Genomic DNA, 14844 nt, shown 5'->3' on the forward strand with positions numbered 1-14844 from the left:
CGTTGAGAGGACACCAGTGTTCACCGGCATCATCGAGGAACTCGGCACCGTCACCGCCGTCGAGCAGCACGGCGACTCCGTCGCGCTCACCGTCCGCGGTCCGAAGGTCGTCGCCGACGCCCGCCACGGCGACTCCATCGCCACGAGCGGCGTCTGCCTGACCGTCGTCGAGCAGACCGACGAGACGTTCACCGCCTTCGTCATGAAGCAGACGCTCGACATGAGCGCCCACGGCGCGCTCGCCGTGGGGGACCGGCTCAACCTGGAGCGCGCGGCCTCGGTCGGCGACCGGCTCGGCGGGCACATCGTCCAGGGCCACGTCGACGGAACGGCGACCGTGCTCGAGACGGTCGACGGCGACGGCTGGCGGCGCGTCCGGTTCTCGCTGGCACCCGACCTCAGCCCGCTCGTCGTCGACAAGGGCTCGGTCGCGATCGACGGCGTCTCCCTCACCGTCAGCGCCGTGTCCGACGAGGCCACCCCGCCGTCCGACGCGTGGTTCGAGGTCAGCCTGATCCCGGAGACGCTCGAGGCCACCACGCTCGGCGCCCGCGTCCCCGGTGACCGGGTGAACATCGAGACCGACGTCCTGGCGCGCCACGTCCGCCGGATGCTCCGGCTCGACGCCGCCACCGCTCCCGTCCTGGAGGCACGGTGACCGCCGTCGACGCCGCCCACCTCGCGCAGACGGGCGGCGTCGGGCCGACGGCTGCAGCCGGGCAGTGCGACGGCGCTGCGCACGTGGACGGCACCGCGCACGTGGACGGCGCCGCGCACGTGGTCGGCAGCGGCGCTCCGGCGCGGCCCGCGCTGTCGAGCATCCCGGACGCCGTCGCGGCGATCGCCGCCGGTCGTCCGGTGATCGTGGCGGACGACGAGCACCGCGAGAACGAGGGCGACGTGATCCTCGCCGCCGAGCTCGCCACCCCGGAGTGGATCGCGTGGACGGTCGCGCACTCGTCGGGGTTCATCTGCGCCCCGGTCAGCGCCGAGATCGCCGACGCGCTCGACCTCCCGCCGATGGTCGCGCACAACGAGGACGTCCGCGGCACCGCCTACACCGTGACGGTCGACGCCGCGGTCGGTGTCACGACCGGGATCAGCGCGCACGACCGCGCACGCACGCTCCGGGTGCTCGCCGATCCGACCTCGGTCCGCGACGACCTGCACCGCCCGGGGCACGTCGTCCCGCTGCGAGCCCGACCCGGTGGCGTCCGCGAACGCGCCGGGCACACCGAAGCCGCGATCGAACTGGTCACCGCAGCCGGGCTCCGGCCCGCGGCGGCGATCTGCGAGATCGTCGGCGAGGACGGCGAGATGATGCGTCTGCCGGGCCTCGTCGAACTCGGGGCGCGCGAGGGCGTGCCCGTCATCACCATCGCCGCACTCGTCGAGTGGCTCGACGCGGCAGACCGGGCGGCGGCTGGGTCCGCGTCCCAGGAGGGAACGACACGATGAGCGGAGCAGGAGCCGCCGAGCGCGACCACGTCGACGGATCGGGGATCCGGGTGGCGATCGTGACCGGGCAGTGGCACGAGACCATCGCGGGGGGCCTCCTCGCCGGAGCCCAGCGCGAGGTGCAGCGCCTCGGCGCCACCGCGCAGGTCGTGCCGGTGCCGGGGAGCTTCGAGCTGCCGGTCGTGGCCAAGGCGGCACTCGAGGGCGGGTTTGACGCGGTCGTCGCCCTCGGGGTGATCATCCGCGGTGGGACCCCGCACTTCGAGTACGTGTCGAGCGCCGCGACGAACGGCCTGACGACGGTCGCACTCGAGACCGGCAAGCCCGTCGGGTTCGGTGTGCTGACGCTGGACGACGAGCAGCAGGGCATCGATCGTGCCGGTCTGCCCGGCTCGAAGGAGGACAAGGGCGCCGAGGCCGCGCACGCTGCGATCGCCACGGCCGTGTCACTCCGGAGCCTGCGCCAGCTGGCCTGACCGACGACGAGAGCGCCCCGCACCACGGACCCGTGGTGCGGGGCGCTTCGTCGTCCGTGGACACCGACAGTGTGCCGGTGTAGGTTTTGAACATGTTCGAAAAACAGGGGGAGGCGGTCTCCAAGCGTGACCGCACACGCGGACGCATCCGCGAGGTGGCGTTGCGATCGTTCCGCGAGCAGGGCTACGACGGCACGACGATGCGGGGCATCGCGGCCGAGGCTGGGCTCTCGGTCGGGAACGCGTACTACCACTTCCCGACGAAGGACCACCTCGTCCAGGAGCTCTACGTCGAGGTGCAGCACGAGCACGTCACCCTCGCGGCGCCCGCGCTCGAGGGGGTCGAGGACCTGACGGACCGCGTGGGGATCGTCGTCCGCACGGGGCTGCAGAACCTGTCGTCCTGGCACGCGATCGCCCCGCAGTTCCTCACCACCGCGATCGCGCCCGGGTCGCCGAACAACCCGTTCTCGGACGAGTCGGCCCCGGCCCGGGATGTCGTCCTCGGGCTCTTCGAACGGGCTGTCACGCAGTCGCGGAACCGGGTGCCCGAGGAGCTGCAGGCCGACCTGCCGCGGGCACTGTGGACGGCGTACCTGCTCGTCACGCTCTTCTGGGTGCACGACGGCTCGCCGGGGCAACGTCGCACCGACCGCCTGGTGGACGCGGCACTGGGGATCCTGCGCTTCGCGCTGCCGATGCTGCGCGTCCGGCCGTTCCGGCGTTCGGTCACCGGCATCGTCGGGATCGTCGCGGGGCGGGACGCATGAGCGGCGACGGCCGGCAGGTCGACGGGACCGCTGCGGACTCGGGCCCCGCCGCGGACTCGGGTGTCGCCGCGGTCGCGGGCCCCGCGGCGGGCCGCACCTGGACCCTGGCGGACTCGGTCGCGCTCGAGGCGCGTGCCTACGGGTGGCTCATCCTCGTCGTCCTGCCCGTGCTCAGCCTCCTGCCGACGGTGGTCGGTCTCGTGGTGGTGCTCGTCGGCGGTGACGTCACGGTGGCGGACGCGACGTCGACCCTCTGGTGGGTCGTCCTCGTGCCGCTGGTGTCGGCGATCCCGGCCTTCGTCGCGACCGCCCTGTCGCTCCCGGTGACGTGGGCCGTCGGAAATCGGCTCCGACGGGTGCGGTCGGACCGAGCGCACGTGGCCTGGACGGCACTGACCGCCGCGGTGCTCGCGGTCGTGTCGACCGCGGTCGCCGCGCTCCTGCTGGCGGGCGGGTACGGCGACCCCCTGGTGTACGTGGGCTCGGCGCTGCCGATGGGGCTCGCTGCCGGTGTCGCGGGAGCGCTGGCGCGGCGCGGTCAGCTGCGGGGTGCCCGTCGGCGCGACACGGCGGAGCCGACGCCGGAGCCGCCGCCGACCGCGCCACCGGAGGCGCTCGTGTGACGCCGGAGCCGCTCGCGCAACGCGGTCCGCGCCGGTGCCGAACTGCGGAACCGACATCGAACCAGCTGTGGGGGGTGGTTCGATGTCGGCTCCGTGGTTCGACACGAAGGCGTGGGCAAGGGCGCTGCGGACGACCGCGCCCGTGGACGACGAACGGCCCCGCACCTCGGAGGGAGGTGCGGGGCCGTCGATGTACGGCTGCGGTTACTTCTTGCCGAAGACGTGGATCGGCAGGAAGAACGAGAGCGACATGAGCACGAGGCCGCCCATGAAGACGAACGCCTGGCCCGACTGCACCTGGAACGCGAACCCGAACAGGTACATCGACACCAGCAGCAGCAGGATCGAGAAGAAAGCGGCGATGACGCGGCCCACGGTGGTACCTCCGGTTCGAGCGGGTGGATCCCGACCAGTCTATCCCCAGGAAGGAGCGGACCGGTTCACGGACGGCCGGAAGACGCCGACCTCAGCCCACGGGCCGCGTCGCGATGAGCCGGTCGACGACCGCGAGCAGGGCGTCCATGTCGACGGTGCCGCGGTTCGGGCGGAGGTCCGTCGCGATCGCGGCGCCCAGGGAGGCCTGGTGGTAGAGCCCGTCGCCGAGCAACTTGACCGCCTGCGCCGTGGGGACGTCGCCGAGGGCGTCGACCAGGGTCTCCAGCCACGCGTTCTCGGTCTCGTCGAGGGTGCGCCCCGCTTCCTCGTACCCGGCCTGCTGCAGCCGGCTGGCCGCGAGCAGGGCGAGGTCGAGCTCGCTCCCGACGTAGAGGCAGTTGCGCACGAAGTACCGTGCGGCGCCGTCCTCGGCCTCGCGCATCCGGTCGACGTCGATGGCGGACAGGTCGGAGAGGCGTTCGCACAGCCCCTCGACCAGGGCGGCCTTCGACCCGAAGTGGTAGAGCAGCCCGCCCTTCGACACACCGGCCCGCGCCGCGACGGCGTCGAGGGTCGCCGGACGCTCGCCCTCCTCGCACACGATGGCGACGAAGCTGTCCAGGACACGGTCTCGGGCACTTGCCATGCGGACGAGTCTAGGGAACCGTCCGGACCGTGACGACCGCCGGGTTCCGTGAACGTTCACGAACGGCTTGTCCCGCAGCATCCGCGCGGCTAGCGTCGCCGTGACCGTGAAGGTTCACGACACGAACAGGATCCGCATGTCAGCGCAGACCGCGACCCCCTCGACCACGCCCGCCGACGACCGCTCCCCGGGCGGCGGGGCCTCGCCCGGCTGGGCCGTCCTCGGCCCGGGCAGCATCGCCCGCCGCTTCCTCTCCCAGCTGCCCGCGTCGACCGGCACCCTCGTGGCTGCCGGGAGCTCGTCGCCCGGACGGGCGCAGGTGTTCGCGGACGAAGCCGCCGAGCACGGCTTCACCGACGTCCGCGCGGGGGAGTACGACGCCGTGCTCGCCGACGCCGCCGTCGATGCGGTGTACGTGTCGACCGTGCACACCGGTCACGCCGACCTGGTGCTCCGCGCCCTCGACGCCGGCAAGGCCGTGCTCTGCGAGAAGCCCCTCGCGCCGAACCACGGCACCGCGATGGCCCTGGTCGACGCCGCACGGCAGGCCGGTCTGCCGCTGGTCGAGGCGTACATGTACCGCTTCCACCCGCAGACCGCGGCCCTGCTCGACCTCGTGCGTGACGGCGTCGTCGGCCGGGTCACCCACGTCGATGCGTCCTTCGCGTTCCGCAGCGGGGAGCGCAGCGGCCGCCTGTTCGACGTGGCCACCGCCGGCGGCGGGATCCTGGACGTCGGCGGCTACCCGGTGACCATGGCCGCCGCGGTCGTGCAGGCCGCCACGGGCGTCGCCGTCGCCGAGCCGGTCGAGCTCACCGCCACCGGCACCCTCGGTCCGACCGGCGTCGACGAGTGGACGGTCGCACACCTGACGTACCGCGACGGCACCACCGCGAGCGTCCGCACGGGGGTCCGCGTGCAGGACGAGAACGCCGTCACCGTGCACGGCACCCGCGGCCGCATCGTGCTGACCGACCCGTGGACGCTCTCGGCCGACCCGACCATCACGGTGCACACCGTCGACGAGGACCCCCGCACGCTGTCCTTCGCCGGTGCCGAGCCCTACGCCCTCGAGGCGGACGCGACGACCGCGGCCCTGGCGTCCGGCGCGGTCGAGGCGGCGCAGATGACCCTCGACGAGACCCTCGCGACCGCCAGGACGCTCGACCGCTGGCGCGCCGCGATCGGTCTGCGCTACCCGTTCGAGGCCGAGACCGCCGACGTGCCGACGGTCAGCGGGCGCCCCCTGCGCGTCCGCGACGACGCCCCGATGCGCTACGGCGAGGTGCCCGGCGTCGGCAAGCGCATGTCCCGCCTGGTGATGGGCGTCGACAACCAGCCCGACCTCGCGCACGCGAGCGCGATCTTCGACATGTTCGTCGAGCAGGGCGGCAACGTCTTCGACACCGGGTACGTCTACGGCGGCGGGGTGCTCGAGGGACGGCTCGGCAGGTGGATCCAGAACCGCGGCATCCGCGACGACGTGGTCGTCATCACGAAGGGCGCGCACACCCCGTACTGCGACCCGGAGTCGCTCACCCGGCAGCTCCTGGAGAGCCTCGACCGGCAGGGCACCGACCACGCGGACATCTACATGATGCACCGGGACAACCCGGACGTCCCCGTCGGCGAGTTCGTCGACGTCCTCGACGAGCACCGCCGTGCCGGCCGGATCCGCGTGTTCGGCGGGTCGAACTGGACCCCGGCGCGCTTCGACGAGGCGAACGCCTACGCCGCGGCGAACGGCAAGCACGGCTTCGAGGTCCTCAGCAACCACTTCGGCCTGGCCGAGGCGTACGACGTGCCGTGGGACGGCTGCGAGCACGCGACCGACCCGGCGTCGAAGCGCTGGCTCGAGGAGCGCCAGGTCCCGCTGCTGCCCTGGTCGTCGCAGGCCCGAGGGTTCTTCACCGGCCGCGCCGCCCCGGGTGACACGAGCGACGCCGAACTGGTGCGCTGCTACTACTCCGACGACAACTTCGAGCGCCTCCGCCGCGCGCGGGCGCTCGGCGACCAGTACGGCGTCCCGGCGACCGCGATCGCCCTGGCGTACGTGCTGCACCAGCCCTTCCCGACGTTCCCGCTGTTCGGACCGCGCACGATCGCCGAGGCACGGTCCTCGATGACGGGGCTGTCCGTCGAGCTCAGCCCGGAGCAGGTGGCGTGGCTGGACCTGCGCGACTGAGCCGCACCGTCGGTCCGACCCCGGCGCGCGCCACGATCCACGACGTCGCGGCCGCAGCCGGGGTCTCCCGGCAGACGGTGACCCGGGCGATGAACGGCCTGTACGGCATCAGTCCGGCGACGAAGGAGCGTGTGCTCGCAGCGGCTGCCGCGCTCGACTACCGTCCGTCGCGCTTCGGCCGCGGGCTCGTCACGGGCGGGGACCGGCAGCTCGGGCTCGTCGTCGACGACCTGCGGAACCCGTACTCGCCGGAGCTCGCTGCCGCGGTGCTCCGGCTCGCGGCCGCACGGGGGTGGGACGTCATGCTCGCCGACGCCGGGCTCGCCGGTGACTCGGACCGCGCGGTCCGGGCGCTCGGGGTGCAGACGGACGTGGTGGTCGGGTACCTCGGTGCCCGGGCGCCGGAACTCGTCGAACACCTGGGGTCCGCGCCCGTGGTGGAGCTCGACCCCGCGGGCGAGGTGCTCCGGGGAGCCGTCCGGATCGATCCGACCCAGGCGGTCGAGGACCTCGCCGACCACCTCGTGCAGACGGGCGTCCGACACCCGGTGATCGTCGACGCGTCGGACACCGGCCGGCCGAGCGGGCGCGGCCGGCTCATGCTCGACGCCCTCCGCCGCCGCGGCTACCTGCCCGAGGTCGCGATCGCCGACGCCCCGACCTCGGAGCTCGGCGCCGCGATGACGACCAGGGCGCTCGAGCGGTTCCGCCGGGTCGACGCGGTGCTCGCCTTCAACGACCTCATGGCGCTCGGGGTCCTCGGCGCCTGCCGACGCGCCGGGATCGACGTCCCGGGGGACCTCCGCGTGGTGGGGGTCGACGGCCTCGCGCTCGGCACGCTCGTCGCACCCACCCTCACGACCCTCGCGGTCGACCTCGACGCCGTCGCGCGCGAGGCCCTCGACCTCGCCACCGGCATGCTGGTCGGTGACCTGCCGCGGTCCGGCGCGGCCGTGCAGCGCACGGTCCGCCACCGGCTGCTGGTGCGCGAGTCCGCCTGAGCGGTCGTGGTCCGCCGAGGGGACCGACGACGGACGGGAGGCGCGTGGCGGTGTCGCCACGGGCCTCCCGTCCGCCCGTTGGTTGCACTTGCAACCACAACCGTCCAGACGGTACACTTACGGAGTCCTGACGGGGCGCGTGACCACTTCCGCGTCCCGTCTCGTCTGTCCCACCGAAAGTGTCCGCCGTCGACCTGGTCCGGCTCGTTCCCCAGGGAGTCACCGTGTCCGCTCTGCTCACCAGCCCCGTCGCCACCGCCGTCACCGGCAGCCGCGCGCGACGGTTCGCCGCCCTCGCCGTGCTGATGCTCCCGGTGCTGCTCATCTCCGTCGACAACACCGTGCTGAGCTTCGCGCTGCCGACCATCGCGCGCGCCCTCGACCCGAGCGCGACGACCCAGCTCTGGATCGTCGACGCCTACCCGCTCGTGCTCGCCGGCCTGCTCGTCGTGATGGGGAGCATCGGCGACCGCATCGGGCGACGCCGCATCCTCGTCGTCGGCGCGACCGGCTTCGCACTGCTGTCCGTCGCCGCGGCCTTCGCGACCGAGGCCTGGATGCTCGTCGCAGCGCGCGCCGTGATGGGCGTCTTCGGGGCGATGCTCATGCCCGCCACCCTGTCGATCATCCGCAACGTCTTCGTCGACGCGGGGGAGCGCCGCGTCGCCCTCGCCGTCTGGTCGACGATGTTCGCAGCGGGCAACGCGCTCGGCCCGCTCGTCGGCGGCACGCTGCTCGCCCACTTCCACTGGGGCGCGGTGTTCCTCGTCGCGGTGCCGATCCTCGTGCTCATGCTCGTCGGGGTGCCCTTCCTCGTCCCCGAGTCCCGCGACCCGCAGCCGGGCCCGGTCGACGTCCCGAGCATGCTGCTGTCGCTCGGTACCCTCGCCCCGACCGCGTGGGCGATCAAGTCGGTCGTGCACCCGGAGGAGCGCGGCTTCGCGATCGCGGCGCTCGCGGTCGGCGTGCTCTGCGGCATCGCGTTCGTCCGTCGACAGCTGCGCTCCCGGACGCCGATGCTCGACCTCCGGCTCTTCCGGAGCACCGCGTTCACGGGCAGCGTGCTGATGAACATGGCGGCGATGTTCTCGCTCACCGGGTTCCTGTTCTTCATCGCGCAGCACCTGCAGCTCGTCGCCGGACTGGACCCCTTCACCTCCGGGCTCGTGCTCGTGCCCGGGTCGGTGCTCACCATCGTCGCCGGACTCGTCGTCGTCCCGATCGTCGCCCGGGTCGCCCCGCGGTGGGTCGTCGCCGTCTCCCTGGCGTTCTCGGCCGCCGCCTACACGATGGTCTCGGTCCTCGGGCACCACGCCACGATCGTCGCGCTCGCGGTCGCGTTCGTGCTGCTCGGCATCGGCATCGGCGCCTCGGAGACCGTCACGAACGACCTCATCATCTCCACGGCCCCCGCGGACAAGGCCGGCGCGGCGTCGGCGGTGTCCGAGACCGCGTACGAGATCGGTGCCGTGCTCGGGACGGCGGTGCTCGGGACGATCCTGGCCACCGCCTACCGGTCGCACGTGCTGGTGCCGGACGCCCTCACCGGCTCGGCGCGGACGGCGGCGCAGGAGACCCTCGGCGGCGCGGTGTCCGCTGCCGCCGACCTCGGCGGCACGGCCGGGCAGGCGCTGCTCGAGAGCGCCCGCGCCGCGTTCGACTCCGGCGTGACGATCACCGGTGCGGTGGCGGCGGTGCTCATGCTCGTCGCCGCGGCGGCCTCCATGGTGATGCTGAAGCGCGACTGAGGCACGTCCGCCCGGCGCGCCCGGGATCGGGCGAAGCTGGGAATCGCTGACGTGGACCCCGGTCGAGGTCCTACGGTGGGGGGTGGCCGCGCAGCCGCGGCCGATCCCACCCGGAGGAACACCACGACTGCCATGCCCGACGACACCCCGGCCACCATCGCCGACGCGTACAAGGCCGCCTTCCGCGGACACCCCGCCGGTGTCGCGGTCATCACCGCCGAGGGGCCCGACGGCCCGACGGGCCTGACCGCCTCGAGCGTCGCGAGCGTCGCCGTCGACCCACCCGTCCTCGTCTTCTCGCTCTCGACCAAGTCCGGCTCCGCCGGGGTCGTGCTCGGCGCCGACGTCTTCGTGGTGCACCTCGTCGACTCGCTCAGCGTCGGTCTCGCCAAGCGGTTCGCCGCGACCGGCAGCCCCGCGGCGGACGACCCGATGTGGGGGACGCTGCCGACCGGCGAGCGCTACCTGCCCGCCGCCGCGACCGCACTGCGGTGCCGCCCCCGCTCGACGACCGAGATCGGCTCGTCGACGGTCGTCGTGGCCGAGGTGCTCGACATCGCCACCGGGACCGACCGCGGCGAGCCGCTGGTCTACCACAACCGGGAATTCCACTCCCTCTCCGACCGTTCCCGGCTCTCGTGAGCCGCGGGGCACCGTTCCGCCAACCACCGATCGAAAGGACCTCAGATGGCTGAGTACACCCTGCCGGAGCTGCCGTACGACTACGCAGCGCTCGAGCCGCACATCAGCGGCAAGATCATGCAGCTGCACCACGACAAGCACCACCAGACCTACGTCACGGGTGCGAACACCGCGCTCGAGCAGCTCGCCGAGGCCCGCGAGTCGGGCAGCCTGGCGAACGTCAACAAGCTCGAGAAGGACCTGGCGTTCAACCTCGGCGGGCACGTCAACCACTCGATCTTCTGGACCAACCTCGGCCCGGACACGAAGGTCCCTGAGGGCGAGCTCGCCGCGGCGATCGACGAGTTCTTCGGCTCGTTCGAGAAGTTCCAGGCGCAGTTCACGGCCGTCGCCACGGGCATCCAGGGCTCCGGCTGGTCGGTGCTCGCGTGGGACCAGGTCGGTCAGAAGCTCACCACGTTCCAGCTCTTCGACCAGCAGGCCAACGTGCCGCTGGGCGTCGTGCCGATCTTCATGCTCGACATGTGGGAGCACGCGTTCTACCTCGACTACCTCAACGTCAAGGCGGACTACGTCAAGGCCGTGTGGAACATCGTCGACTGGGAGAACGTCGCGGCTCGCTTCGCGAACGCCAAGTCGCAGTCGTTCGTCACCCTGTGACGCGGCTGCCGGTCACGTGGTGACCGGCTGACGGACGGGAGGCGCGGTGCCGGCTGGCACCGCGCCTCCCGTCCGTCGTCGTGCGGGTCCTTCCTGGTGCCGGTCGGTCGGTCGTCGTGCGGGTCGGTCGTCGTGCAGAGCCGTCGTCGTGCCGATCGGGCGCGCGCTCGTCGATCGTCAGGCGGCAGCGAGGCGTACCGACGCCGCGAGGTCCTGTGCGATCGCGCGCAGCGCGCCGTCGACGTCCGAGCGGTCCGGGTCGACGAGGGCGCTCCACTGGGCCCCGCGGGCCGCTGCCACCGCGACCTGTGCGGTCCGGTCGGCATCCGCCTCGCACCGACCGTGTGCCCGGCACCACGCCGAGAGCTCGTCGACCCGGCGACGGTGCAGTCGCAGCTGACGGTCGCGGCCGTCGAGTCCCTCGACGCAGCCGAGCTCGAAGGTCAGACGGACGGCGAGGAGCCGCTCCGGGGTGTCGAGCCCGCCGAACACGGCGAGCAGGTGCTCGGTGAGCGCACACGGGTCGGCACCGGGGTCGAGCGAGCGGTCCTGCGCGGCGGAGACGTGGTCGACCACGGCGTCGATCAGCGCCTCGCGCGAGCCGAAGTGGTACACGATCGGGTACGCACTCGTCCCGAGCACGCGGCCGATGCTCCGGACCGAGGCGTCCTCGAGCTTCGTGTCCTGCAGGTGCCGGGCGACCTTCGCGACGATCGTGGGCTTCAGGGTCGGGTCGGGTCTCCTGGGCATGGCGTCTCCGGCGAGGTCGAGTGATCGGTCGGCGACCGTGCGGACACGATCACCTGAAATGTTAGCGGATCACCCGCCGGGCCGCCGTACGCTACCGCTCGGCACGCTCCGGGGTCACGGTCAGGGTCTGCACCCGACCGGCCGCGAGCGGGGCGAGCCGGATCTCGACCCGCAGGCGTCCCGCGCTGCCGGGGATCCACCAGCGCAGGTGGGACGGCGCCACGGACTGCTCGTCCACCGGAGCTGCCGCCAACTCGGCGCCCACGGCCTGGGCGCCCTCGAGCAGCGTGCGACGTCGGGCGACCCACGGACGGTCGAGCGGGACGTTCGGCGTGCAGACGGCCGTCCCGAGGTCGGCGGCGGTGTCGTCGTCGACGGACGGGTCCGCCCAGGCCCGGAGCAGGGTCGTCACGGCCTGCTGGGCGACGCGCGTGGCCTCGGCGGTACGGCGGACGCCCGGCGCCGCGGCCGTGGCGCTCGTGGGAGTCGCCCGCGTTGCGAGCACCTCGGCGAGCAGCAGGTCCAGCGCCCGTTCGGCCGGCACCGAGACCTTCGCCTGCGTGGCGTTCTCGAACGCGACCACCCCGAGGCCGTGCTCCGCCGACCACCGCACGTGCGCCGAGAAGCCCGGGTAGCCGCCCGAGTGCGACACGATCTCACCCGCGCGGTCGTCCTGCTCCACGAAGAGCCCGAAGCCGTACGCCGTCGGACGGCCCGCCGTCGGCACCACCGAGGGCGGCACGATCCGCATCGCCTGCTGCATCGCGCGGCGGTCGGCGGGGGAGACCGGACCGTCCTCCGGCGCGTCGGTGTGCGCCGAGGCGAGGAACCGCGCCCATCGCGCCAGGTCGCGCACGGTCGAGAACAGTCCACCGATCGGCGAGAACGCCCCCGGACCGGTCATCGGCTGCGGGGTCCACGAGCCGTCGTCGTCGCGCTGACCGGTGACGACGTACCCGCGTGCCGCCGCGGCGCTGAACACGGTGTCCGCGAGTCCGAGGGGTCGGAGCACCCGGTCCGTCACCGCCTCGGTGACCGGCACCCCGGCGGCGTGGGCGACCGCGCGGCCGAGCAGGGCGTACCCGGTGTTCGAGTAGGCGAAGCGCGTGCCGGGCACGGAGTCGAACAGCAGCCCCGCGCGGAGCACCGCGTCGAAGGCGTCGTCGTCGATCGACTCCTGCCGGTCCGCCCACGGGTCGTCGGTCGGCAGCCCGCCGGACATCGTCAGGAGCATGCGGAGCGTGGGCACCGGCGCGTCGGCCGACGGCAGGACGACCTCGGCGAACGCCGGCACCGCCGTGGTGATCGGGTCGTCGAGGGCCACCCGCCCCTCGGCGGCCAGGGTGAGCAGCGTCGCGGCGGTCACGCTCTTCGTGCACGAGGCGATGCGGTAGACCGTGTCGGCGTCGGGCGCGCGGCCGTCACCGCGGTCGCCGTGACCACCGCTGGCGACCAGGCCGTCCCGGTCGAAGACGCCCCAGACGCTGCTCGGGGCCACCCGGTCGGCGACCCGTGCGGCGAACAGGGCGTCGACCTCGGCGAGCACCCCGGCCGACGGCGTCATGCGCGACGCATCCGGTCGTAGGCGTCGAGCGCGCGTTGGCGCGACGCCTTGAGGTCGACCATCGGCTCCGGGCGGTCCTCGTCCGCGGGCACCCACCGCCGCACGTACTCCTTGTGCGGGTCGAAGCGTTCCATCTGCCGGTCGGGGTTGAACACGCGGAAGTACGGCGCGGCGTCGAAGCCGGAGCCGGCGACCCACTGCCAGTTGCCCGCGTTGTTCGCCGGGTCGGCGTCGACCAGGGTGTCCCAGAACCACTGCTCGCCGATGCGCCAGTCGACGAGGAGGTTCTTCACGAGGAAGCTCGCCGCGGCGAGGCGGACACGGTTGTGCATCGCCCCGGAGTGCCAGAGCTCCCGCATGCCGGCGTCGACCAGGTCGAAGCCGGTGCGCCCGTGCCGCCAGCGGTCGAGCTCGTCGTCGTCCACCTCGCGCCACGGGAAGGCGTCGAACTCGCGTCGCACGTTCACGGTCGCGATGTCGTCGCAGTGGAAGTACTCGTTCCAGTTGAACTCGCGCCACGCGAGCTGGCGGAGGAACGCCGGGGCCTGCCGGCGCTGCTCGGGCTCGAGGTCGCCGTGCAGTCGGTGCCACACCTGGTACGGGCTGACCTCGCCCCACCGGAGGTGCGGGGACAGGTCGCTGGTGGCGGCCGTCGCGGGTTCGTCGCGCTGGTCGTAGTCCTCGAGCGGCCCGTGCACGAACTGCTCGAGCTTCCGGTGCGCGCCCGCCTCGCCGGGCTCCCACGCGTCGCGGAGCCCGCCCGCCCAGTCCGGCGCCGTCGGCAGCAGGGCCCAGTCGTCGAGGTCGTCGGACTCGACGTCCGCCGGAGCGGGCAGGTCCCGCGGCTTCGGCAGCGGGTGCCGCGGTTCGGGCATCGCCTGGGCTGCGCGCCAGAACGGGGTGAAGACCTTGAAGGGCTCGCCCTGTCCGGTGAGGACGGTCCACGGTTCCCAGAGCAGGTTCGCCGCGAAGCTGTGGGCGTCCTTCCCGTCGTCGGTCAGGGCGCTCTTGATGCCCGCGTCGAGGTCCCGTTCGACCTTGCCGTACCGGCGGTTCCAGTAGACGGCATCGGCACCGGTCTGCGCGACGAGCTCGGGGATCACCCGCGCGGCGGCGCCACGGCGCAGGACGAGTCGTGAGTGGCGGTCCCGCAGCTCGGCGTCGAGGGCGGCGAGCGAGTGGTGGAGCCACCAGCGGCTGGCGGCCCCCACCGGACGGATGCCGTGCGACTCCTCGTCGAGCACCACGACGACGGTCACCGGACCGCCGTGGTCGATCGCCGCACGCAGGGCGGGGTTGTCCGCGAGTCGCAGGTCCTCGCGCAGCCAGACGAGCGCGCCGCTCACGCCGACACCGCCTCGGGTGCGCGGGGTCGACGGACGCCGGCACCCGCGCCCGCTGCGTCGCGCAGCTTCGTGCAGAGCGCCGTCAGGGTCCGGAGCTCGTCGTCGTCGAGCCCGGCGCCGACCTGGTCGGCGATGGTCTGCGCGTGCTGCACCGCGACCGAGCGGTAGACGTCGAAGCCGTGCGCCGTGAGGGCGACGATCACGCCCCGCGCGTCGCTCGGGTCCGGCTGCTTCTCGACGATGCCCCGCGACGCCAGGCGGTCCACCAGTCGGCTCACGCTCGGCTGTGTCAGGAGCAGGTGTCCGGTCAGGTCGCGCATGCGTGCCCGCCGTCCGGGCTGCGTCGACAGGTTGAAGCAGACGTCGTACTCGTTGAAGGAGATCTCACCGCCCGGGAAGTCGGCGTTGAGTGCGCGCATCACGGTCACCTGCGCCCGGAACAGGGCCTCCCAGGCCGCGACAGCGGTCGCCTTGTCGCTGCGGCGTGCGTCGTCCACGGTCGTCGTCCCTCCGGTCGTACGGTCAGCCCACACTACCGACGGCGTGCGACGCCGGACCCGGCTCGGGGGACGGGCGACGTCCCCGGACGTGACGAGGGCC

The 14844-nt window shown here is 73.2% G+C and carries 16 protein-coding genes; 10 read left to right on the forward strand and 6 right to left on the reverse strand.

Annotated elements, in window-relative coordinates; genetic code table 11:
* Window positions 1-16: 16 nt before the first annotated feature.
* From QUG98_RS11065 to QUG98_RS11085, 5 genes are all read left to right on the forward strand, one after another.
* Window positions 17-658, forward strand: coding sequence for a riboflavin synthase (locus QUG98_RS11065; protein ID WP_289470584.1), 642 nt, complete (start codon window positions 17-19; stop codon window positions 656-658).
* On the forward strand, window positions 655-1458 hold the full coding sequence (ribB, locus tag QUG98_RS11070) for a 3,4-dihydroxy-2-butanone-4-phosphate synthase (protein WP_434533436.1): 804 nt from the start codon (window positions 655-657) through the stop codon (window positions 1456-1458). Before QUG98_RS11065 ends, ribB begins: the two co-directional genes overlap by 4 nt.
* Window positions 1455-1934 carry a 6,7-dimethyl-8-ribityllumazine synthase gene (gene ribH / locus QUG98_RS11075; protein ID WP_289470585.1) on the forward strand — a complete coding sequence of 160 codons (480 nt, stop codon included), beginning with the start codon at window positions 1455-1457 and terminating at the stop codon, window positions 1932-1934. Before ribB ends, ribH begins: the two co-directional genes overlap by 4 nt.
* Before the next feature lie 92 nt (window positions 1935-2026).
* Window positions 2027-2704, forward strand: a complete 678-nt coding sequence (locus QUG98_RS11080) for a TetR/AcrR family transcriptional regulator (protein WP_289470587.1) — start codon at window positions 2027-2029, stop codon at window positions 2702-2704.
* A complete protein-coding gene (locus QUG98_RS11085) occupies window positions 2701-3327 on the forward strand; it encodes a hypothetical protein (RefSeq protein WP_289470588.1) in 627 nt (208 codons plus the stop codon). The genes QUG98_RS11080 and QUG98_RS11085 overlap by 4 nt, the downstream gene beginning before the upstream one ends.
* Before the next feature lie 204 nt (window positions 3328-3531).
* On the opposite strand, the gene QUG98_RS11090 is transcribed toward QUG98_RS11085, so the two are convergent.
* Together QUG98_RS11090 and QUG98_RS11095 are read right to left on the reverse strand one after the other, a co-directional pair.
* Window positions 3532-3702 (reverse strand): hypothetical protein, encoded by a 171-nt coding sequence (locus QUG98_RS11090; protein ID WP_153257430.1) that lies wholly within the window; start codon window positions 3700-3702, stop codon window positions 3532-3534.
* A gap of 91 nt (window positions 3703-3793) precedes the next feature.
* A complete protein-coding gene (locus QUG98_RS11095; RefSeq protein WP_289470590.1) occupies window positions 3794-4348 on the reverse strand; it encodes a TetR/AcrR family transcriptional regulator in 555 nt (184 codons plus the stop codon).
* A gap of 136 nt (window positions 4349-4484) precedes the next feature.
* Between QUG98_RS11095 and QUG98_RS11100 the strand changes: the two genes are divergently transcribed.
* From QUG98_RS11100 to QUG98_RS11120, 5 genes are all read left to right on the forward strand, one after another.
* Window positions 4485-6533, forward strand: coding sequence for an aldo/keto reductase (locus QUG98_RS11100; RefSeq protein WP_289470592.1), 2049 nt, complete (start codon window positions 4485-4487; stop codon window positions 6531-6533).
* On the forward strand, window positions 6512-7534 hold the full coding sequence (locus QUG98_RS11105; protein WP_289470593.1) for a LacI family DNA-binding transcriptional regulator: 1023 nt from the start codon (window positions 6512-6514) through the stop codon (window positions 7532-7534). Before QUG98_RS11100 ends, QUG98_RS11105 begins: the two co-directional genes overlap by 22 nt.
* 224 nt (window positions 7535-7758) lie before the next feature.
* Window positions 7759-9282 (forward strand): MFS transporter, encoded by a 1524-nt coding sequence (locus QUG98_RS11110; RefSeq protein ID WP_289470594.1) that lies wholly within the window; start codon window positions 7759-7761, stop codon window positions 9280-9282.
* 132 nt (window positions 9283-9414) lie between these two features.
* Complete coding sequence (locus QUG98_RS11115; RefSeq protein ID WP_058729777.1) at window positions 9415-9924, forward strand: flavin reductase family protein; 510 nt, start codon at window positions 9415-9417, stop codon at window positions 9922-9924.
* 45 nt (window positions 9925-9969) lie between these two features.
* Entirely contained in the window at window positions 9970-10584 is a 615-nt protein-coding gene (locus QUG98_RS11120; RefSeq protein WP_289470595.1) for a superoxide dismutase, read from the forward strand.
* A gap of 177 nt (window positions 10585-10761) precedes the next feature.
* On the opposite strand, the gene QUG98_RS11125 is transcribed toward QUG98_RS11120, so the two are convergent.
* From QUG98_RS11125 to QUG98_RS11140, 4 genes are all read right to left on the reverse strand, one after another.
* Window positions 10762-11334 carry a TetR/AcrR family transcriptional regulator gene (locus QUG98_RS11125; protein WP_289470596.1) on the reverse strand — a complete coding sequence of 191 codons (573 nt, stop codon included), beginning with the start codon at window positions 11332-11334 and terminating at the stop codon, window positions 10762-10764.
* Window positions 11335-11425: 91 nt separating this feature from the next.
* The gene (locus QUG98_RS11130; protein WP_289470597.1) at window positions 11426-12898 is read right to left on the reverse strand and encodes a serine hydrolase domain-containing protein; all 1473 of its coding nucleotides are present in this window, start codon (window positions 12896-12898) and stop codon (window positions 11426-11428) included.
* Window positions 12895-14244, reverse strand: a complete 1350-nt coding sequence (locus QUG98_RS11135) for a cryptochrome/photolyase family protein (RefSeq protein ID WP_289470598.1) — start codon at window positions 14242-14244, stop codon at window positions 12895-12897. The genes QUG98_RS11130 and QUG98_RS11135 overlap by 4 nt, the downstream gene beginning before the upstream one ends.
* A complete protein-coding gene (locus QUG98_RS11140) occupies window positions 14241-14741 on the reverse strand; it encodes a MarR family winged helix-turn-helix transcriptional regulator (RefSeq protein WP_152999132.1) in 501 nt (166 codons plus the stop codon). Before QUG98_RS11140 ends, QUG98_RS11135 begins: the two co-directional genes overlap by 4 nt.
* Window positions 14742-14844: the final 103 nt, after the last annotated feature.

The sequence above is a fragment of the Curtobacterium subtropicum genome (assembly GCF_030362975.1).
GTDB lineage: Bacteria > Actinomycetota > Actinomycetes > Actinomycetales > Microbacteriaceae > Curtobacterium > Curtobacterium subtropicum.

What these genes read in the sequence shown, in the direction of transcription:
- ribH (WP_289470585.1), top strand. Translation starts at nt 1,455, where the DNA reads ATGAGCGGAGCAGGAGCCGCCGAGCGCGACCACGTCGACGGATCGGGG.
- QUG98_RS11080 (WP_289470587.1), top strand. Translation starts at nt 2,027, where the DNA reads ATGTTCGAAAAACAGGGGGAGGCGGTCTCCAAGCGTGACCGCACACGC.
- QUG98_RS11085 (WP_289470588.1), top strand. Translation starts at nt 2,701, where the DNA reads ATGAGCGGCGACGGCCGGCAGGTCGACGGGACCGCTGCGGACTCGGGC.
- QUG98_RS11095 (WP_289470590.1), bottom strand. Translation starts at nt 4,348, where the DNA reads ATGGCAAGTGCCCGAGACCGTGTCCTGGACAGCTTCGTCGCCATCGTG.
- QUG98_RS11100 (WP_289470592.1), top strand. Translation starts at nt 4,485, where the DNA reads ATGTCAGCGCAGACCGCGACCCCCTCGACCACGCCCGCCGACGACCGC.
- QUG98_RS11115 (WP_058729777.1), top strand. Translation starts at nt 9,415, where the DNA reads ATGCCCGACGACACCCCGGCCACCATCGCCGACGCGTACAAGGCCGCC.
- QUG98_RS11120 (WP_289470595.1), top strand. Translation starts at nt 9,970, where the DNA reads ATGGCTGAGTACACCCTGCCGGAGCTGCCGTACGACTACGCAGCGCTC.
- QUG98_RS11125 (WP_289470596.1), bottom strand. Translation starts at nt 11,334, where the DNA reads ATGCCCAGGAGACCCGACCCGACCCTGAAGCCCACGATCGTCGCGAAG.
- QUG98_RS11130 (WP_289470597.1), bottom strand. Translation starts at nt 12,898, where the DNA reads ATGACGCCGTCGGCCGGGGTGCTCGCCGAGGTCGACGCCCTGTTCGCC.